This is a genomic window from Streptomyces similanensis (assembly GCF_039543625.1).
In the GTDB taxonomy this organism is placed as follows: Bacteria; Actinomycetota; Actinomycetes; order Streptomycetales; family Streptomycetaceae; genus Streptomyces; species Streptomyces similanensis.
Map to the genome: position 1 here is coordinate 1 of NZ_BAABKC010000106.1, position 20,197 is coordinate 20,197.

Annotated in this window: 16 protein-coding genes; 12 read left to right on the plus strand and 4 right to left on the minus strand. The window is 75.1% G+C overall.

Features of this window, described 5'->3' with window-relative positions; translation table 11 throughout:
* Window positions 1-668, plus strand: a 668-nt coding sequence (locus ABEB07_RS30360) for a TerD family protein (protein WP_425589103.1), incomplete at its 5' end; no start/stop codon positions are given.
* A 21-nt stretch (window positions 669-689) separates the two neighbouring features.
* Here the strand turns inward: ABEB07_RS30360 and ABEB07_RS30365 are convergent.
* Complete coding sequence (locus ABEB07_RS30365) at window positions 690-1,898, minus strand: glycosyltransferase (protein ID WP_425589104.1); 1,209 nt, start codon at window positions 1,896-1,898, stop codon at window positions 690-692.
* Between the two features lie 39 nt (window positions 1,899-1,937).
* Here ABEB07_RS30365 and ABEB07_RS30370 point away from each other — a divergent pair, with 39 nt between their 5' ends.
* From ABEB07_RS30370 to ABEB07_RS30410, 9 genes are all read left to right on the plus strand, one after another.
* A complete protein-coding gene (locus ABEB07_RS30370) occupies window positions 1,938-2,723 on the plus strand; it encodes a glutamate racemase (RefSeq protein ID WP_345671268.1) in 786 nt (261 codons plus the stop codon).
* Window positions 2,724-2,779: 56 nt separating this feature from the next.
* Window positions 2,780-3,322: a hypothetical protein gene (locus tag ABEB07_RS30375; protein ID WP_164587087.1), complete on the plus strand. Its 543-nt coding sequence runs from the start codon at window positions 2,780-2,782 to the stop codon at window positions 3,320-3,322.
* A gap of 41 nt (window positions 3,323-3,363) precedes the next feature.
* The gene (gene lnt, locus ABEB07_RS30380; protein WP_345671270.1) at window positions 3,364-4,968 is read left to right on the plus strand and encodes an apolipoprotein N-acyltransferase; all 1,605 of its coding nucleotides are present in this window, start codon (window positions 3,364-3,366) and stop codon (window positions 4,966-4,968) included.
* A 10-nt stretch (window positions 4,969-4,978) separates the two neighbouring features.
* Window positions 4,979-5,458, plus strand: a complete 480-nt coding sequence (locus ABEB07_RS30385; protein WP_345671271.1) for an NUDIX hydrolase — start codon at window positions 4,979-4,981, stop codon at window positions 5,456-5,458.
* A gap of 164 nt (window positions 5,459-5,622) precedes the next feature.
* Complete coding sequence (locus ABEB07_RS30390) at window positions 5,623-6,273, plus strand: TMEM175 family protein (RefSeq protein WP_164587084.1); 651 nt, start codon at window positions 5,623-5,625, stop codon at window positions 6,271-6,273.
* Window positions 6,274-6,371: 98 nt separating this feature from the next.
* Window positions 6,372-6,713 (plus strand): GNAT family N-acetyltransferase, encoded by a 342-nt coding sequence (locus tag ABEB07_RS30395; RefSeq protein WP_345671272.1) that lies wholly within the window; start codon window positions 6,372-6,374, stop codon window positions 6,711-6,713.
* Window positions 6,714-7,060: 347 nt separating this feature from the next.
* Window positions 7,061-8,389: a hypothetical protein gene (locus ABEB07_RS30400; RefSeq protein ID WP_345671273.1), complete on the plus strand. Its 1,329-nt coding sequence runs from the start codon at window positions 7,061-7,063 to the stop codon at window positions 8,387-8,389.
* 256 nt (window positions 8,390-8,645) lie between these two features.
* On the plus strand, window positions 8,646-9,776 hold the full coding sequence (locus tag ABEB07_RS30405) for a hypothetical protein (RefSeq protein ID WP_345671274.1): 1,131 nt from the start codon (window positions 8,646-8,648) through the stop codon (window positions 9,774-9,776).
* Window positions 9,773-12,097 (plus strand): hypothetical protein, encoded by a 2,325-nt coding sequence (locus tag ABEB07_RS30410; RefSeq protein WP_345671275.1) that lies wholly within the window; start codon window positions 9,773-9,775, stop codon window positions 12,095-12,097. Before ABEB07_RS30405 ends, ABEB07_RS30410 begins: the two co-directional genes overlap by 4 nt.
* Here ABEB07_RS30410 and ABEB07_RS30415 read toward each other — a convergent pair.
* From ABEB07_RS30415 to fxsA, 3 genes are all read right to left on the minus strand, one after another.
* Entirely contained in the window at window positions 12,066-13,046 is a 981-nt protein-coding gene (locus ABEB07_RS30415; protein WP_345671276.1) for a hypothetical protein, read from the minus strand. The two genes, ABEB07_RS30410 and ABEB07_RS30415, sit on opposite strands and share 32 nt — an antisense overlap.
* A 49-nt stretch (window positions 13,047-13,095) precedes the next feature.
* On the minus strand, window positions 13,096-16,746 hold the full coding sequence (gene fxsT / locus ABEB07_RS30420; protein ID WP_345671277.1) for an FxSxx-COOH system tetratricopeptide repeat protein: 3,651 nt from the start codon (window positions 16,744-16,746) through the stop codon (window positions 13,096-13,098).
* 249 nt (window positions 16,747-16,995) lie between these two features.
* Window positions 16,996-17,196, minus strand: coding sequence for an FxSxx-COOH cyclophane-containing RiPP peptide (gene fxsA / locus ABEB07_RS30425; RefSeq protein WP_176147986.1), 201 nt, complete (start codon window positions 17,194-17,196; stop codon window positions 16,996-16,998).
* 223 nt (window positions 17,197-17,419) lie between these two features.
* Between fxsA and ABEB07_RS30430 the strand changes: the two genes are divergently transcribed.
* Complete coding sequence (locus tag ABEB07_RS30430) at window positions 17,420-18,763, plus strand: FxsB family cyclophane-forming radical SAM/SPASM peptide maturase (protein WP_425589105.1); 1,344 nt, start codon at window positions 17,420-17,422, stop codon at window positions 18,761-18,763.
* Entirely contained in the window at window positions 18,760-20,082 is a 1,323-nt protein-coding gene (locus ABEB07_RS30435) for an HEXXH motif domain-containing protein (protein ID WP_345671280.1), read from the plus strand. Before ABEB07_RS30430 ends, ABEB07_RS30435 begins: the two co-directional genes overlap by 4 nt.
* Window positions 20,083-20,197: the final 115 nt, after the last annotated feature.

The following is a 20,197-nucleotide window of genomic DNA, read 5'->3' on the forward strand; positions in this document are numbered from 1 at the left end:
TGACGCCGCCGCCGTCCGCCGCCGCACCGGTCCGCCTCACCAAGGTGACGCTCACCAAGGCGGCCCCCGCGGTGTCGCTGGCCAAGCAGGGCGGCACCTCCGGCGCCCTGCGCGTGAACCTCAACTGGCAGGTGCGCAAACAGTTCTCCGGCTGGGCCGGCAAGCGCGGGCGGGCCTTCGCCACCCACTTGGACCTCGACCTCGACCTGTGCGCCCTGTACGAACTGACGGACGGCCGCAAGGGCGTCGTCCAGGCCCTCGGCAACGCCTTCGGCTCCCTGCACCGGCCGCCGTACATCCAGCTCGACGGCGACGACCGCACCGGAGCCGTGGCCACCGGCGAGAACCTCACCGTCAACCTCGACCGCAGGAACGACTTCCGGCGCATCCTCGTCTTCGTCACCATCTACGAAGGCGCCCGCTCCTTCGCCGACCTGCACGCCACGGTCACTCTCCAGCCCCAGCACGGCGCCCCGGTCGACTTCTCCCTCGACGAGTGCACCGTGCCCTCGACGGTGTGCGCGCTCGCCCTGATCACCAACACCGGAGGCGACCTGGTCGTCCAGCGTGAGGCCCGCTACCTGGTGCCCCAGCGCGGGGTGAGCCCGCAGCGCACCGTCGACCAGGTCTACGGCTGGGGCATGCGGTGGACCCCGGGCCGCAAGTGAGCAACCGCGCGCCCGGCCTCCTCAGCCCTCCTCGGGCAGCGCGTCCGGGCGCGCGTAGGTGCGGCCCTTCCAGGCCGCGCCCCGGCCCCGGTAGTGCAGCACCGCCGAGTCCACCGTCATCAGCAGGTACAGGAACGCGGTGAACGGCAGCAGCGGGGCGAGCCACAGCGGCTGGCGGTAGTAGCGCAGCATCGGCACGTAGGTCGCCGCCATCACCAGCCAGGCCGCGCCGCCGGCGACGGCCGCCGCCGCGCCGCCCGCCGCCGGGTCCGCCAGGCCCACCGCCAGCGTCACCGGCGGCGCCAGGTACACCAGCGCCAGCCCGGCGACCGTGCCGGCCAGCAGCAGCGGGTTGTGCCGCAGCTGCGCGTAGGCGCTGCGCGCCACCATCCGCCACAGGTCGCCCAGCCGCGGGTACGGACGCACGCTGTCCACCCGGTCGGCCAGCCCCAGCCAGATGTGCCCGCCGCCGCCCTTGACCGCACGCGCGAGCGCCACGTCGTCGATCACCGCGTGCCGGATCGCGTCCGGGATCCGGGCCCGTTCGGCGGCCTCGGCGCGCAGCAGCACGCAGCCGCCCGCGGCCGCCGCCGTCCGGCCGCCCCGGCGGCCGATCCGGCGGAACGGGTACAGCTGCGCGAAGAAATAGACGAAGGCCGGCACGACCAGCCGCTCCCACGGTGTCCGAACCCGCAGCCGGGCCATCTGCGACACCACGTCGAAGCCGCCGCCGCGCGCCGCCGCGACCAGCCGGCGCAGGCTGTCGGGGGCGTGCGCGATGTCGGCGTCCGTCAGCAGCAGGTACTCGGGGTCCCGCGCGCGGGCCAGGGCGATGCCGTGGCGCACGGCCCACAGCTTGCCGGTCCAGCCGGCGGGCGGCTCGCCCGGCGAGGCCACGGTCAGCGCCGGCCCCGCGCCGCGCCGCCCCAGCGCGCGGGCCAGCTCCCCGGTGCCGTCCGTGCTGCCGTCGTCGATCAGGAAGACCTCCGCCCGCCCGGGGTAGTCCTGGGCGAGCAGCGACGGCAGGCTCTCGCCGAGCACGGCCGCCTCGTCGCGCGCGGGCACCACGACGCACACGTCCGGCCAGCCGTCCGGCGGCGGCTCCTCGCCCGGCGGCAGCCTGACGTCCGTACGCCAGAAGAAGCCCTGGCCGAGCAGCAGCCACAGCCAGGCGGCGAGTGATCCCACGGCGATCCACACGATCACGGTCACCCCCGCAGTCTGCCCCACCCGGGCGGCCCGTTCGAGGGCATCGTCTATCGTTACGGGGTGAAGATCGCGCTCATGGACTCCGGGATCGGGCTGCTGGCGGCCACCGCCGCGGTACGGCGCCTGCGACCCGACGCAGATCTCGTGCTCTCCCTCGATCCGGCCGGCATGCCCTGGGGGCCGCGCACCACGGAGGACCTCACCGCGCGCGCCGTCGCCGTCGCCCAGGCCGCCGCGGCGCACGCCCCCGAGGCCCTGATCGTCGGCTGCAACACCGCGACCGTGCACGCGCTGACCGCCCTGCGCGCCCTGCTCGAACCGGACCTGCCGGTCATCGGCACGGTGCCCGCGATCAAACCGGCCGCGGCCGGCGGCGGACCCGTCGCCATCTGGGCCACGCCCGCCACCACCGGCAGCCCCTACCAGCGGGGTCTGATCCGCGACTTCGCCGACGGCGTGCCGGTCGCCGAGGTGCCCTGCTGGGGACTGGCCGAGGCCGTGGAGCACGCGGACCAGGCGGCGATCGACGAGGCGGTCGCCGCCGCCGCCGCGCTGACCCCGGCCGAGGTGACGACCGTCGTCCTGGGCTGCACCCACTACGAACTGGTCGCCGAACGCATCCGGACCGCCGTGCGGCGGCCCGGCCGCCCGCCGCTGGTCCTGCACGGCTCGGCGGGCGCGGTCGCGGCGCAGGCGCTGCGCCGGATCGGCGCCCGGCCCGCGCCGGACGCCCCGGTCCGGGGCGCCGTGACGGTGCTGCTCAACGGACGGGAGGGCGCGCTGCCCGCCCCGGCCCTCGCCTACGCGGAGGGCCGGCTCGTGCAGGCCGCCGCACCCGCCCGCTGACACCCTTCGTGTGCGACGCGCTACCCGCGCGGCGAAACCTTAGTAACCTCGTTGGCATGAGGGACCACCCCCGCAGTGACGGCGGCCCGCACCCCGAGGTGTGGACGGGCCGCGCCACCAACCGGTTCCAGTGGCTGCTGGCGCTCGTCGGCGCCGCCTGTCTGGCGCTCGGCATCGAACTGGCCGTCGACTCCGCGTGGAGCTCCGGCCTGGCGCCGCTGGTGATGTCCGTGGTGGGCTGCATCGCGGCCGGACTGCTGGTCCTGTTCGGCACCCTCGCCTTCGTGCACGTCGCGGTGAAGGTCGACCGGGAGTGCCTGGAGGTGCGCTGCGGCCACATCGGCCTGCCGCGCCGCCGGATCCCGCTCGCCCAGGTCGCCGGCGCCGAGTTCGCGCCGCACGTCACCCCGCGGCACTGGGGCGGCTGGGGCTACCGCTGGCGGCCCGAAAAGGGCACCGCCGTCGTCGTACGGCGCGGCGAGGGCATCGTGCTGCGGCTGTGGGACGGCCACACGTTCACGATCACCATCGACAACGCCGAGTCCGCGGTCCGCGTGATCAGAGCCCGGCTGCGCCCGCCGGCCCCGGACCTCGTCTGACCGTCCTGCCGCTCCCAGGTCGCCGCCGTACACTCCCTGAGGTGACCGTCACCGCAACTTCCGTCGACGAGTCGGACAGGCTGCGACCGCAGCCCGCTCCGGCGCCCCGGAGCGCCAGGCTCGTCCGGCTCGCACCGGCCGCGGCCGCCACGCTGGCCGGCCTCCTCCTGTACGTCAGCTTCCCGCCCCGCACCCTGTCGTGGCTGGCCCTGCCCGCCTTCGCCGTCCTCGGCTGGACGCTGCGCGGCCGGAGCCGGAAGGCCGCCTTCGGGCTCGGCTACCTCTTCGGGCTCGGCTTCCTGCTCCCGCTGCTGGTGTGGACGGGCGTGGAGGTCGGCCCGGTGCCGTGGCTGGCCCTCGTCCTCATCGAGGCGGTCTTCGTCGCCCTGGTCGGCGTGGGGATCGCGGCGGTCTCCAGGCTGCCCGGGGCGCCGCTGTGGGCGGCGGCCCTGTGGATCGCCGGCGAGGCGGTACGCGCGCGGGTGCCCTTCCACGGCTTCCCCTGGGGCAAGGTCGCCTTCGGCCAGGCGGACGGCGTGTTCCTGCCGCTGGCCGCCGTCGGCGGCACACCGGTGCTCGGCTTCGCGGTCGTCCTGTGCGGCTTCGGCCTGGGCGAGGCGGTCCGCCTGGCCGTCCGGGGACGGCGCACCCGCACCCTGCGGCGGTCGGCCGCGGCGGCGGCCCTGCTCAGCGTGGCGGTGCCGGTGGCGGGCGCGGTCGCCGCCCGCTCACTGGTGAGCGACAAGGCCGAGAACGGCACCGCGACCGTCGCCCTCGTCCAGGGCAACGTGCCGCGCGCGGGCCTCGACTTCAACGCCCAGCGCCGCGCGGTCCTCGACTACCACGCGCGCGAGACGGCACGCCTGGCCGCCGACGTAAGGGCGGGCAAGGTCCCCCGGCCCGACTTCGTGCTGTGGCCGGAGAACTCCTCCGACATCGACCCCCTCGAATACCCGGACGCGCGGCTCGTCGTCGACCAGGCCGCCAAGACCGTCGGGGTGCCGATCTCGGTCGGCAGCGTCGTCGAGCGGGACGGCAGGCTGCTGAACGAGCAGATCCTGTGGGACCCGGTCAAGGGCCCCCTCCAGACGTACGACAAGCGGCAGATCCAGCCGTTCGGCGAGTACCTCCCGCTGCGCTCGATGATCGGGGCGATCAACGAGAACTGGACCTCCATGGTCCGCCAGGACTTCACGCGGGGCAGCGAGCCGGGCGTGTTCACCATCGGCGGCGCCAAGGTCGGCCTGGCCACCTGCTACGAGGCCGCCTTCGACTGGGCGGTGCGCGACACCGTCACGCACGGCGCGCAGATGATCTCCGTGCCCAGCAACAACGCCACCTTCGACCGCAGCGAGATGACCTACCAGCAACTCGCCATGAGCCGGATCCGCGCGGTCGAGCACAGCCGCACCGTGACCGTCCCGGTGACCAGCGGGATCAGCGCGATCATCATGCCGGACGGGCACGTCACGCAGAAGACGGGCATGTTCGTGCCCGCCCACCTGGTCCAGAAGGTGCCCCTGCGCTCCTCGAAGACGCCCGCCACCGAGCTGGGCGTGCTGCCCGAGATCGCCCTGGTGCTGGTGGCCGCGGGCGGACTGGGCTGGGCGATCGGCTCCGGGCTGCGCGCCCGCCGCGCCCGTTAGGGTCGAGCGCATGGCCACTCCCGACTTCATCCGCACGATCCGCGCCGCCGCCGGCAACCAGCTGCTGTGGCTGCCCGGGGTCACCGCCATCGTCTTCGACGACGAGGGCAGAGTGCTGCTCGGACGCCGCTCCGACACCGGGAAGTGGTCGGTGATCGGCGGCATCCCCGACCCGGGCGAGCAGCCGGCTGCCTGCGCCGTGCGGGAGGTGCACGAGGAGACGGCGGTGCGCTGCGTCGCCGAGCGGCTGGTCCTCGTCCAGGCGCTGAACCCGATCACCTACGGCAACGGCGACGTCTGCCAGTTCATGGACATCACCTTCCGCTGCCGTGCCGTCGGCGGCGAGGCGCGGGTCAACGACGACGAGTCGCTGGAGGTGGGCTGGTTCGCGCTGGACGCGCTGCCCGCCCTGAACGAGTTCGGCCTGACCCGGATCAAGCAGGCCCTGACCGACGAGCCCGCGTGGTTCGACCCGGCGGCGACCGGCTGAGACCCGGGCGGCGGCCCCGGGGAGGGGCGGGGCCCCCGGCGGGACCGTGTGCTCCGTCCGCGCCCTTTTCGCCGTCCCGCGCCGCGCACCGCCCCGCGTGACGGCCGCGCCGGGAGGGACGGCGCGGATACTCGTGGCCCGAGCCACGCATCCCAGGAGCCCGCTTGTCCCGCACCCGGCCCCGCACGTTCTCCCGTTCCGAGACCACCCGCGCCGAGGCATTCAGCGACGGCGTGTTCGCCATCGCCGTCACGCTGCTGGTCCTCGACCTCGCCGACCCGCCGCACCGGCCGGGCGGCCTCGGCCGCGCCCTGCTGGCCCAGTGGCCCGCCTACCTCGGCTACCTGGCCTCCTTCGGCTATGTGGCGGTGATCTGGCTCAACCACCACCAGGCGTTCGTCCGCATCCGGATCATGGACCGCGGCCTGCACGCCGCCAACCTGTTCCTGCTGCTCACCACCGCGGCGCTCTCCTTTCCCACCGCGGTGGTCGCCGACGCCCTCCAGGCCGACCTGTGGGACGCCGACGCGCGGGTCGCCGTGGCCCTGTACGCGGGCCTCGCCGCGGCGATGTGCCTGAGCTGGGTGGTCTTCTACCAGCAGCTCGCCCGCCGGCCCGAACTCCTCCACCCGGACGCGGAGCGGACGTACGTCCGGCACGGGCGGCTCCGCTCCTGGGCGGGCGCGCTCGCCTACACCGCCGCCGGACTCCTCGGTGTGTTCGTCGCGCCGCTGCTGGCGATCGCCGTCTTCGTCGCCCTGCCGGTCTTCTACTTCGTCACCAGCGAGGGCCTGCCCGAAGGACGGGACGACTGAGCCGCCGCCCGGCTGCCCGCCCCGCCCCGCCCCACGCCACCATCCGGCCGCGCCGCAGCCCGCCGCGCCGCTGAACCCGCCCCCGAAAGGAAGCTCCGATGACCGAGCCCGCCACCGAACCCACCGTCGAGCGCAGGGACGACCGGCACCGCTACGAGATCCTGGTCGACGGCGAGCGCGCCGGCCTCACCGCCTACCGCGACCGCGGCGAGCAGCGCGTCTTCTACCACACCGAGGTCGACGACGCCTACGCCGGCCGCGGCCTGGCCGGGCGGCTGGTCGGCGAGGCCCTGGCCGACGTGCGCGCCCAGGGCAGGCGGATCGTGCCGGTGTGCCCGTACGTGGCCAAGTACCTGACCCGGCACGACGAGTTCGCCGACCTCGCCGATCCGGTGACCCCGGACGCCCTCGACTGGCTGCGGGACGGCGAACCGGCCTGACCGGCGGCTGCGGGCGCCCCCGCCGCCCGGGCGCGCCCGCCCCGCCCCGCACTCCCGCCCCCGCCCGCGGGGTGGCTCCCGGCGGCCGGGGGCGCACCGGCCGTCGCCCGCCGCCGTCCGGAAAGGACCCGGAGATGCCCGAGCGCCCTGTGCGGGCCGTCACCGCCCCGATACCCTGAACTCAGGTATGCCTGGTCGGGCAGGGCCACTCCGGGGGGTGAGTGGGTGATGCGCGTTGACCCGTATGCGGCCGGTGAGGCCCATGAGTACGGCATGATGGGCCCTCCGCGCCGCCACGACGACGATCCCCACGGCGACCGTCCCCGAGCCGCGCGACCGTACCCGTCATGAGGCCGAACGGAGCACGGGCCGTGGGAGTGCACCTGCTGCACGGGCACACACGCCGGCTCGCCGTGCCCTACCTCGTGATCGCCGTCTGCTTCGCCGTCGGCGCCGGCCTCGTCGCCGGGGCGCTGTGGCCGGCCGGCTCCGTCCTCGACGCCCCCGGCTACGGCTTCGCCGCCACCCTGCTGCTGGGCGTCGGCCTGTACGGCAGCACGCACGCCATCGAACCGGCCGAGGTCAGAAGGTCCCTGGGCGTCGTGCTGGTCGCCGTGACCTTCGGCGTGCTCCTCAAGGCCGCCCTCATCGCGGCCGTGATGGTGCTCGCCTTCCGCAGACCCGAGTACCTGGTCCTGGGCATCGCGGTCGCCCAGATCGACCCGCTGTCCGTCGCCGCCACGCAGGACGACCCGCGGGTCAGCGCGCGCGCCAAGGCGATCCTGTCGATCTGGGCGTCCTTCGACGACCCGATGACCGTCCTGCTCACGGTGTACTTCTCCGCGCTCGCCCTGCGCCTGGACCACACCGGCCCGGCCCCCGGCTCGGCGCTGTCGGACTCCGCCGACGTCCTCGGCGGCCTGCTGTCCAACATCGCGCTGTTCGCGGCCACACTGGCCGCGTGGTGGCTGATCCGCCTGGCGTACCTGCTCCGCCCCCGCACCCGGCGCGGAGGCGCGGACCGGCCGGCCCCGCCGCCCGCCGCCCCGACCGCCGTGCCCGGCCGGCCGCTGTCCCTGGACGTCGCGGCGCTGGTCCTGGTCGCCGTGCTGCTGGCGGTGGCCGCGCACACCGCGCTGGTCCTCGCGGTGGCGCTGGCCGGACTGGCCGTCCGCCTGGGCCGGTTCGCCGCCGTCCTGGAGGGCGCGGTCGCCGTCGCCTTCCTGCTGGCCGCGGCCGCCCTGGGCTTCCTGCTCTCCGGCGGCGTCCTCCTCTACCAGGGACTGGTGCTGGGCGTCGCCGCGTTCGCCGCGCAGTTCCTGGTCACCCTGCTCATCGGGCGCCTGCTGGTGCGGCCCGGGCTCAGCCGCGCCGACCGCGCCCACCTCGGCCTCGGGCAGCAGAACGGCATCACCGCCATCCTGCTGGCGCTCTCGCTGGAACCGTCCTTCCCGGGGACGGTCGGCGTCGTCGGCCCGGCGATCCTGACCGTCAACCTCCTGCACTACGCCTTCCGCTGGGCCCGCGCCGACACCTGGCGGTGGGACGCCGTACGCTCCTGGGCGCGCGCTCGGCGCACCCCGGACCGGCCGGCCGGTCCCGCTCCCGGGCCGGCGCGCCCCTACCGGCGGTCACCGCGCCGCGGCAAGGACCGCGGCCGGATCCGGGCCCGATGAGTACCCGGGCGCGGGAGCGGGGATCGCCATGAGGGAGGATCCCCGGGCGGGCCGCGGACCGCGCCCGGCGGGCGCCGCCGCCCGCTGACGCACCAACGATCGTGTTCTTCACGGAGGTTCGACCGGCAGGGGAATTTCGTGACACAGCCACCCAGCGCCGCGGGCGGCGTACGCGCGCCCCGCACAGCGCACCGAGGACACCGTCGGGCGGCCCGCTCCCCGGGACGGCCCGAAGCAAGAACACGGGGGAACGCGCATGCCCAACGCCAACTGCAGTCTCTTCGGCACCCCTCCCGAAGACGGCCACGCCCCCTGGCCCACCTACGAGCCGCTGGCGCCCTGGCACATCACCGGGCACGAGGACCTCTGGGTCGACATCGACCACCTGCCGAACGCCCTGCTCACCTTCCGCAACACGATGGGAGCCGTGGCCCGGGGGATCAGACCGGGCGAGGACGGCCATGGCCACCTGGTCGTGGTGAGCGGTCTGCCCGGCACCGGCAAGAGCAGCCTGTTGCACCGCTGCGTCCACGAACTCGTCCAGCTGCTCGACGGCTTCGAGGAACCGGCCGACGACCCGGCGCCGTGCGAGAGCACCGCGTCCGCCCGGCCGGAACGGCCGTGGAGCCGGCGCCGCCCGGCCAGATCGGTGCACGTCGTCCGGATCGACGGCAGCGCCAACGAGGGCCGCGGCCTCGGCTCGCCGCCCGGGGCCGAGCCCTTCGTCCCGCAGTACGACATGACGGTCCACCGCATCGCCCACCTCATCGTGGAGAAGCTGTGCGCGGACGAGGAGTTCGCCGCCGCCTGGCACGGCGCGGACCGCCCCGAGCAGCCCGACCCGTACCTGGCCTGGCGCCGGCTCACCACCACGCTGGAGGCGCGGGGCCGCACCCTCGTGGTGATCGTGCCGCACATCGACTGGCAGGACGCCGACATCGCCCGGCGGTTCCTGCGCTTCTGCTACGACCGGTCCACACGCGGGGTGGTGTTCTTCGTGGAGACGAAGCGTACTGACGTCGGACGCGACCTCGACACCTTCTTCACGGAGAAGGAGCGGATGGGCATCACCCACTTGCAGACCTCCGCCCTGCGGCCGCAGGACTGGGGCAAGTACCTGCGGCACTGGATGGAGGTCCGGGACATACCCGCCCCGAAGATCGTCATCCACGACGACGTGCTCGAGTACCAGCCGGAGACCTGGGCGCTGCTCAGCATCTCCCGGCTCCAGGACTGCCTTCGCCAGGTCTCCCAGGAGGCGGTGCTCAACGACGAGGGACAACTGCGCATGAGCCATGTGGCCGACTGGTTCGAGGCACACCGGCCGAAGCCGGACGCCTTCCTGCGCGAGCCGGGTACCACCCGCCACGGACAGGAGACGCGATGACCTCGCCACCCGCCCGCCCGCCCGAGGGACGTCCCCTCAAGAACCCCTTCCGCGAGAGCACCGTCGCGCAGCTGGAGGCGTTCGACGACAGCACGCAGATCGGGACCGGACCGACCGGCGCCGGCGTCCACATCCCGGGCCGCACCAGCGCCTGGCTCACCGAGCACATCGAGGCCTACCTCGGACACCGGGGCGAGCCGGAGACGCGCGGGCGCGCCATCGCGCTGGTCGGCGAGTTCGGCCTCGGCAAGAGCCATCTGGCCCGGGAGGCCACCCGGCTGCTGAGGAAACACGTGCCGCCGCTGCCGCTGTGGGTGATCAGCCAGCCCTCGATCGACATGCGGACCGTCTACCAGGAGCGCCTGACCAGCCCCCGCGACGACTTCGACGCCTTCGTGGACTTCAAACAGGCCATCACCGACTTCTACGCCGACGTCACCGCCGAGATCCTGGGCGAGGACGACACCGACCGGTTCGGCGCCGACCGCGGCGCCTTCCTGGAGGGGCTGCGGGCGCGCCGGCTCGACCCGCAGAAGATCGTCCAGGCCTTCAACCTGGACGAGGAGCGGATCCAGCACCGGCTGCGCCGCCACTTACGGGGCGTCACCGCCCACCGCACCTTCGCCGTCGCCCTCGCCCAGCTGTTCAACCGGCCCTTCGAGAACGACGTGTGGAACTGGCTGTCCGGCGGCGAACCCGTCGCCCACCTCCGCGAACGCGGCATCCGCGAACCGATCCGCAGCATCCAGCAGGTGTTCGACGCGCTCGCCGTCTTCAGCCTCGTCTACGGCAAGAGCGGCCGGCCCTACGCACTGGTCCTGGACGAGCTGGACAAGACCACGGAGTGGCCCGAGCAGGACCGGGCGGTGTTCATCAACGCGTTCGAGATGCTGGTGGAACGCTATGTGAACCAGGGCGGCCTGCTGCTGTTCTGCGCCCGGCCGGAACTGTGGGGCCGGCTGCCGCTGTCGCTGCACGAACGGGTGCTGCCGCTGTGGCTGGACAGCTGGGGCCCGGCCGAGACCGACCGGCTGATCGCCGGGCACGTCCACCGCGCGGACCGGACGCCGGGCGCGGGCCCGGACGGCGCGCCGTTCGCCGAGCCCGCGCTCCGGGAGATCGTGCTCCAGTCCGACGGGGTGCCCCGGCAGATCCTGCAGATCTGCGAGGGCGCCTGGGACCAGGCCGTACGCCGTGAGGCGGGCGCACGCGAGGACCGCAGGCCGCGGCCCGGGCCTCCTCGGGAGATCGGGCTGACCGACGTGCACGCCGCGCTGCGCTCCGCGCACGGCAAACGCGACATGGCCGAGGTCGCCCACCGGTTGCAGCACGTGCTCGCCCCCCGCCAGTGGTGGCACCACATGCCGCCGGTCTCCGTGCGGAGCCTGTCCGCGCCGCGGGAGGGCGGCGAACCCCGCTGGGTCCAGGTGACCCGCAGGACGTGGATCGCGCTGCTGCCGGTGCCCTCCGTGCTGGCGCAGGACGACGTGCACGGCATCCAGCGCTTCGTCGACCGGGTCCGCTCGGTCCTGGCGCCCGAGAACGTCGAGATCCTGGTCATCGTGAACGGCCACGCCTGCCGGGAGATGCGCAACCGCGTCGCCGAGCACTGCGGCACCGTACCGCTGGTGTTCGACGACCCCCGCTTCGAGTCCATGCTGATCGACGGCGTCCGCAGCCTGATCGAACGGCTGCGGGCCAACGGGCGCAACGCCGTGCTGGGGGAGGTCCGGGACCAGCTGGAGACCATCACGACCCAGCAGGCCATGCTCGCGGACCGCATCGACGCCGTCGACCACGCGGTCAACCACCCCCGGCTGCCCCCGCCGACGCCCGGCCCGCTCACGAGCGACCCGCGGGTGCCGCCCCCCGTCCGTGAACCCTTCCGGCAGGCGCAGGCGGCCCTGGACCGGCTGCTGGAGGACGGCGTCGGCCCGCGCCCGCGCCTGGGCCCGGCCGTGCCCGGCGCCGAGGGCGCGCGCGCCGCGCTGCCGCGCCGGGCCACCACCGAGCAGACCACCCTCCAGGCCATGGGCGCCCTGCTCTACGCCCGCCGCCTGGTGGAGGCATTCCGGGAGGCGATCACCCACTGGTGGGAGGCCGGCGGCGACGCCGACGGCCGCAACGCCCAGGGCCTGTTCACCGTCTGCCGCAGCTTCGAGATCTCGGTGGAGGTGCTGCCCCGGGTCGACACCGGCGAGTCCGGCCCGGGCGCCCGGGCCGGCGGCGGTGTGGAGGAGGTGCTCACCGGACTGGCCGAGCAGGTGTGGTTCGCGCTGCGCGACGGGTTCAGCGCGGAGCCGGGCGGAGCCGCGCGATGAGGTCGGCGAGCCGCTCCTCGGCCACCGCGACCTCCCGCTGCCGTACCGTCACGCCCACCAGGAAGTCGCCCGCGGCCGGGTCCAGCCAGTGCACGTACACGGCCCCCTCCTGCACGTCCAGGACGAGCCGCTCCAGCGGGTCGCCGGTGACCGGCCGCAGGATGTCCGCCAGATCGACCAGCGCCGCACCGAGCCGGAAGACGAGGTCCCGGTAGAGCGCGCGCCGGGTCTGGACGGGGACGACGAGGAAGGTGTCGGCCAGCTCCCCGTGCTCGAAGGCGTCTCCGACGCAGACCGGGGCGCGGTTGCGGTAGTAGCCGGCGTACTGGAGGTCGTAGGGGTTCACATGGCGCTGCCAGAGGCCGCGCAGCCGGCTCTCCTCGTCCCTGTCGGGCGTCAGGACGTGCATCACCAGCGGGACCTGGCCGTCCAGGGGGCGTTTGGGCCGGTCCAGTTCGCCGCCCGGCAGCTCGTCCGCCTGCTGGTAGTGGCTGGTCCGCAGATCGGTGACCATCGCGTTGACGGCCCGGTCCACCGCGTCGCCGCCGGCGCCCGTGGCGCTGACGCCGACGACGTACTGCCCGTCCCGCAGCCGGGAGCACTGCGCCCCGGCGGACCGGGTGACGGCCAGCACCCGCATCAGCTCACCGGTGTTCAGGGGCCGCATGGCGGCGTCCAGCTCCGTGACCCAGCGCACCAGCCGCCGCGCGGGCCGCCCCTCCACCTCCACCTCGTCCTCCCAGGGCAGCGCGTCCTCGAAGGGCACCGCGGCGGCGGCCCGCAGGCAGAAGTCGACGGTGTTGAGGGTGAGGTGGGTCAGGGACCGGATCTCGGGGCAGGCCGCCGCGGTCGTGCGGCAGGCCTCGATCAGATGGTCGTAGCCCCGTTCGGCGTGGGGGGCGACCAGGGCCTTCGGATCGCTCACCGCCCCGTCGGCGTCCCGCTTCATCGGCTTGCACGCTCCTTCCGGTCCGTGCCGCGCGGCGGCGCGGACCGCGTCACAGGTCGGGTAGTTCGAGGTCGATGTCCGTGCGCCGGCGCGGCTCCTCGCCGGTGGGCGGGGCGCCCAGCCGCCGGGCGCGGGTCATGGCGAGATTGTCCGCCACTACGGCCCGGTCCGGGTGCCGTCCGAGGCCGGTCCGGTCGTAGCCCCGCAGGGCGAACTCCTCCAGCCGCACCGCCTCGTCCAACTCGTCCAGCTCCACCAGGGTGTTGGCGACGGAGGCGGCGGCCGCCAGCACCCAGGGGTGGTGGTCGCCGAGCCGCCCGCGCAGGTTCTCCCGCGCGGCCCGGCCGGCCTCCAGCGCCTGCGGCAGCCGCCCGGCGCCGCGCAGATGGACGCCGAGGCGCACCCGGCACAGATCGGAGAACGGGTGGGCCGAACCCAGCGACGCCTCCAGCCCCTCCAGACAGCGTTCCGCCTCCGCCACGGCGCCGGCGTGGTCGCCGAGCAGATGGTGGTCGGCGGCGAGCGAGAACCGGCAGCGCAGCGCGGTGATGCCGTGCTCGCCCAGCATCGCGGCCGCCATGTCCAGGGTGCGCAGGTCGCGTTCCTGGGCCCGCTCGTGGTCCCCGAGCCGGCGCTCGCTCACCGCCAGCCCGTTCTCCGCCTGCACGACCAGCGGCACCCGGCTGATCCGGGGCCGCGCCCCGCCCAGCACCCGGGCCTTCTTCAGCAGCTGGTAGGACTCGATGTTCTGGCCCAGCAGCCGGTGCATCTCGGCCAGTTCGGGGACCATGGCCTCCACCGCCGGGTCGTCGTCCCCGCCCACAGCACGCCGGTGGTCGTAGAGCAGACGCAGGATGCGCAGGCCCTCGGTGTAGTTGCCGAGCACGGCGTAGCGCCAGGCGAGGTTGCGGCGCAGCTGCTCGGTGGTCCAGTGCCGCGGCCCGAGCAGCCGGCTCATGGCGCGCGCGGCGTGCAGCCCCTCGTCCAGGGCGTCGCCGAAGCGGCCGAAGGTGCGCAGGTTCGCGGCGTACCCGTCGGCCATCAGCAGGGCGCGGGGATGGCCGAGACCGAGGCGGGTGCGGTAGCTCTGCAGGACGCCGCGGGCCATCCGCGCCGAGGGGCCGTAGACCTGGAGGTGGCGCAGGGTCTGGGACAGCATGGAGCGCAGCCGCAGCCCTTCGAAGGAATCGGGCTCCCAGTACCGCTCGGCCAGTTCGGCCAGCCGCCGGGCGTCCTGGAGGTGCTGCCGCTCCTGGCTGACGATCAGGTCGGACAGATGGGCGAGGAGAGCCTGGCGCACCTCGGGGCGGTGGTCCGCCCAGAGTCTGAGCGCGTCGATCTGCCGGCCGCGGCGCACGACCGTCTGCGCGGCGGGCGCCGGCCGGTCCTGGTCGGTCACCAGCAGGGTGTCGCCGATCGCGGCCCGCAGCTCCGCGTCCCGGTCGGCCCGGTCGCCGCCCGGCATGCCCGCGACGATCAGGTCCCGCAGCACCCGGTGCTGGCGCACGGGCTGGTCGGGGCGGGCGAAGTCGAAGTCCAGCAGACCGTGCCGGTTCATCGCCCACAGCGAGGCGTCGATGAGCAGCTGGTCGCCCGACCGGACCGGCGCGGCCGGGTCGCCGGGCGGGCCGGCGGCCGGGTCCGCCGCGATGCGGGCCAGCGCGGCGGCCAGCTGCCGCGAGTGCAGCAGCCGCAGGTCGGTGCCGGCCCCGGTGAGCAGGGCGCACGCCTCCAGCAGCCACCCCAGCGCCCGGCTGCCCACCGGCTCCCGCGACCACGCCTCGGCCGCCGGGGTGCGCAGCAGGGAGGCGCGGGCCAGGTGCAGCAGCACCTCGACGCCGGGCAGCGGGCCGACGCCGTGCGCCTGACGGCGCAGGTCGAAGGCCCGGCTGAAGTCGTCGACGGCGGTGAGCAGCGCCTGCGCGCCGGACTGGTTGACCGCCTCCGCCCGCTCGGCGGCCACCCGCAGCCAGCAGGCGGCCAGCCACAGCGCCAGCGGCAGCGGCCCGACCCGCTGGGCGACGGTCCGCGCGGACAGCGGCGTCAGCCCCGGCACCATGGTGGTGAGCAGCGCCTCGCTCTCGGCGCGGGCGAACGGCGGCACCTCCACGGCGCCGCGCGCGGCCGCCTCGGCGCCGCCGCGCGCGCCGATCAGCACATGGCAGTGCTCGGACGGCTCGGGCAGCAGCCGGGCGGCGGCCTGGGCGCCGGCGTCGTCGTCGATCTCGTCGCACACCAGCAGCCACCGCTCGCCGAGGTCGTCGGCGCGCGAACGCAGCGCGCGCACGTGCGCGGCGGCGTCCTGGATGGTGGGCTCGCCGAGCGCGCCGCCGAGCGCGGTCAGACCGGACAGGATCTCGCCCCGGTCGTCGCCGGTCAGCCACCACACCACGTCGTAGGAGCCGCCGAAGCGGTGGCAGAACTCCAGCAGCACCTCGCTCTTGCCGATCCCCGGCGCGCCCAGGACCAGGCAGGGGCGGTGATCGCGGGCCAGTTCGGCCACGGCGGCGCGGATCTCGCCCAGCAGCGCGTCCCGGCCGACGAAGGCGACGTTGCGGGCCATCAGGTCGGTGCTGTGGGGCAGGCTGGGGAAGCGGCGCCCCCTCGACGGCCGTACGGTGTCGGCGGGCAGGTCCAGGCCGCGCAGCAGCCGTTCGGCCGCGCGCTGTTCGGACAGCCGGCGCAGGTCGACGCGCTGGTGGTGGGCGAACTCCCGGGGCAGCGCCTCGTCGTCCACCAGCACCATGCGGATGCCGGGGTCGGACAGCGCCCGCAGCGCCTGCCGGTCCTCGGGGCCGGGCGCGGCGGGCGGCAGGAGCAGCAGCACCTCGTCCGCGCCGGGCGGCCGCAGCGCCCAGTCGTCGTAGGAGCGGCGGACCACCTGGACGCCGGCGCCGCGCAGCCGGTCCTCGATCCACTCCGCCCACACCGCGTGCCGGGGGCCGCAGACCAGCAGCGCCTTGGCGGGCCGGTCGAACCGGGGCCGGGACAGGGCCTGAACCAGCTGTTCCAGCGCGGGGCGCACGCGTTCGGCGAAGCCGTTGCCGGGCTCCAGCTCCATGCCCAGGCGGGGGCTGCGCTCGGACAGCGCGTGGTAGGGGATCTCCAGGTAGCGCGCGGGCCGGTCGCCGCCGAGCGGGGCGAACCGCTCGCGGGCCCGGTCGCGGGCCAGGCGCAGCTGATCCTCGTGGGCCGGGTCGGTCTGCAGGGCGAGGGCGAGCACGTCGAAGGGCCGCTCGGCGTGCTCGCGCAGCCGCTCGGCCAGCCGGACCGCGGACTCGATGAAGGCGGAGGCCGCGGTGAAGCACATCACCAGCACCGACGGCAGCCGGGCCAGGCCGGCGGCCTGCCGATCGGTGCGGATCAGCGGGGCGTCCACCAGGACGTCGTCGTAGGCGGCGAAGGCCGGGTGCTCCGGCGCGGGCAGCGCCGTGAGCGCGTCGTGGCCCTTGAGGGTGACGATGCCGATGGGCCGCGCGACACCCGCCGGACTCCACTCCTCCACCGCGGGGCCGCCCTCGCTGTCGGCGAGCAGGGCCGGGCCGGGTGTGACGGAGCGGACGTAGTGCCGGGTGCGGACGTCCGCGTTGCGCGCGTCCAGAACCAGCACCCGCCGGCCGGAACGGGCCAGCAGCACGGCGGTGTTGAGCAGGGTCGTGGTCTGGCCGATGTTCTCCGCCGTGGAACAGAACACCGTCACGCGGGGGCGCTGGTTTCGGCCTTCCGCCTCGGACATCTCGGCTCCACTTCGCTTCGGGGTGGGTGCGTCCGCGTGGCTCTGGCGCGCCTAGGGTCTCTCGTGTGGATCCCGCCGGGCTCGCGGGCCCTGGTGCCGCACCTCGCCGCGTTGTCGTCGGTTGCCATGGCTCCGCCATGACGCCCTCCTCCGCCTTGCGATGCACGGCACCAGACCCCGCTCCCTGATCCGGCCTGATCCACACGAAAGACCTTAGGGCAGGGCCGGGGGATCGGGCTGCTGGGTGTAGTTGGTGTGGAACAGCGCCTCCGGGCGGGCGGCTTCGTCCCGGACCCGGCGCAGAGCGAGAACCAGCGCGGATTCCGGCAGTGCGGCGATTTCCTCGAAGGGGAATTCGGACAGGTCGACCAAGGGCGATTCCACGACGTTCCGCGCTTCGGTCTGGTCATCCATACGGAGCCCCGTCATCCCGTTTCCGTCGAGAATCCGCCACGGTGTGGAGGAGTGCCGGACAGTTGTGGTTTGGCCGGTGAACCCGGCTGCCAAACAACCGACTTGCTGCCACACTGCTGAGTCTACTGGCAAGGGCGGCGCGCGGAGCGCTCGGTGACGGGCGGCGCGCCACACGGCCCGCCGGTCCCGGCACGGGACGCGAAAACGTTCACACGGGAGTTCCATGGGCGCGGAAACAGGTGAGTGCGGGTGGCCGGCCCGGCGCTCACAAAACGGCCGGCCCTCTTCCCCGGGCGGCGCGGAAACCCCTTCCCCGGGCGGTGGGGAATCCCCTTCCCCGGGCGGCGCGGAAACCCCGTACCCGGGCGGTGGGGAACGCTCCTCCCCGGACGGCCGCGGGGAATTCCCCTTCCACACCTTCGTCCTGAAGTTCCACAGCCGGTGCGACCTCGCGTGCGACTACTGCTACATGTACCGGGCCGCCGACCAGAGCTGGCGCCACCAGCCCCGCTCGATGTCGCCCGCGGTCATCGCCTGGACGGCGCGCCGCATCGCCGAACACGTCCACACGCACGGTCTGCGCGCGGTGAGCGTGGTGCTGCACGGCGGCGAACCGCTGCTCGCCGGACCGCGGCTGCTGCGCCTGGCGGTGACCGAGATCGCCCGCGCGGTGGGGCCCGGGGTGCGGGTGACGACCGCCGTGCAGACCAACGCGCTGCGGCTGGACGAAGCCTGGCTGGACACGCTGGGCGAACTGGACGTGCGGATCGGCGTGAGCCTGGACGGCGACCGCGCCGCCCACGACCGCCACCGGGTGCGCCCCGGCGGCGGGGGCAGCCACCGACGGGTCGCCGCGGCCGTCCAGCGGCTCGCCGAGGGCCCCCACCGGCGGCTGTTCGCCGGACTGCTGTGCACCGTCGACCTGCGCAACGACCCGCACACCACCTACCGGGAACTGCTGCGCTACCGCCCCCCGATGATCGACTTCCTGCTCCCGCTGGGCACCTGGGACGCGCCGCCGCCCGGCCGGATCCCCGGCCGGCCCGACACGCCGTACGGCGACTGGCTGGCCGCGGTGTTCGACCAGTGGTACGCGGCGCCGGTCCGCGAGACGGACGTCCGCGTGCTGCGCGACCTGGTCTCCCTGGTGCTCGGCGGGCGCTCCCGCACCGAGGGACTGGGCCTGGAGCCGGTCCGGTACGCCGTCGTGGAGACCGACGGCTCCATCGCCCTCGACGACACCCTGCGGGTGGCCCGCGCCGGCGCGGCCCGCACCGGCCTGCACGTCGCCCGCGACTCCTTCGACCGGGCGCTGGGCCACCCCGACGTCCGGGCGCGCCAGTCGGGCGCGGCGGCGCTGAGCGCCGTGTGCCGGGCCTGCCCGCTGCTGCCGGTGTGCGGCGGCGGCCACCATGTCCACCGCTACCGCGCCGACGGTACCGGCTTCCGAAACCCCAGCGTCTACTGCCCCGACCTCACCGGACTCATCCGGCACGTCCACCGCGAGGTGGCCGCCGACACCGCGCGGCTGCGCCGCCGGGCGCCGGCCGCCAGGACGTGCCCGTGACCCCGAGCCCCTACCGCCTGAGCGCCCCGGTCTTCCAGGCGCTGGCCCGGGGCGGGGGCGGCGCACCCGCGGTCCGGCTGCTCGCGGACGCCGAGTACGGCCGGCGGCTGCTGCTCCTGCGGGCGGTGCTGGACCGGGCGCGCGAACACGGCGGGAGCACGGAGACCCGGGTGCGGCACCTGTTCGGCGTACTCGCCGAGGCCCGGCGCACCGCGCCCGAGGCAACCCGGCGGGTGCTCGCCCACCCCTCCGTGGGGCCGCGTCTGGTGACCACCTGGCGGGCCCTGGAGCAGCCCGGCCCCGAGAGCGCGCTGCCGTTGGCGGCCGTCGCGGCGGCGGCGGCGGCCGCCGCCGGTCTCGACACCCCGGTCGCCTTCCACACCACCGGACCGGGCGCCGTACTGCCCGCGGTCGGGACGGCGCCCCTGCCCGGCGCGGGGCGGGGCGGCGCCGTACGGCTGCGCGGCCGGCGGCTGGAGTACGGCGACGGCGCACGCGCCTGGCTGCCGCCGCCGGCCGAACTGCCCCGCGAGCGCCCCGGGTGGTGGCCGCTGCGCGCGGTGGCCGCCGGGGGAGTGGTCCTGGACGACGCCGACCCCGCGGACGGCACGGCCCCGGCCCGGCTCTCCGCCGCCGAACTGCGCTCCTGGCGGACCCAGACCGCCTTCGCGCTCCGGCTGCTGCGCACCCGGCACGCCGGATACGCCGCCGAACTCGCGGCCGGTCTCAGGGCGTTGACCCCGGTGGCGAAGGACGACGGCGACCGCGCGCACCACAGCGGCAGTTCGGCCGAGATGTTCGGCGGCGTCGCCCTGAGCCGCCCGGCCTGCGCGCGCTCCCTCGCCGAGACGCTGGTGCACGAGATGCAGCACAGCAAGCTGCTGGCCGTGACCCACCTGGTCGACCTGCTCGACCCGGCCGCCCCCGACGACGCGCCGCTGCACTACGCCCCCTGGCGCGAGGACCCGAGGCCGCTGTCCGGCCTGCTGCACGGCACCTACGCCTTCCTGTCCGTGGCCCGGTTCTGGGCCGTAGAGGCGGCCGCCGAGCCCGGCCCCGAGGAGCGGTACCGGGCCCAGGTGCGGTGCGCGCGCTGGCGTGGGGCCGCGGCGGAGGGCGCCGAGGCGATCCTGACCGACGGCGCCGACCGGCTGACGCCGACCGGCCGCCGCTTCGTCACGGGGATGGCGCACGCCCTCGCCGAACTGACCGGGACGCCGCTCCCGGCGAGCGCCGTGCGCGAGGCGCGCCGCCAGGCCGAGGAGCACCGCGGACGGTGGTCGGCGAGCGGCGACGCCGTCGGACGGACACGTACTTGACGTGGCATCAGAAGGCGCGGGAGTGTGACACGTGTGCGCGGCCGTCCCGGGCGGCCGCCGGTGCGTCGGACCGGCTCGGACCGGCTCGGACCGGCACCGACTTGTACGGACCGAC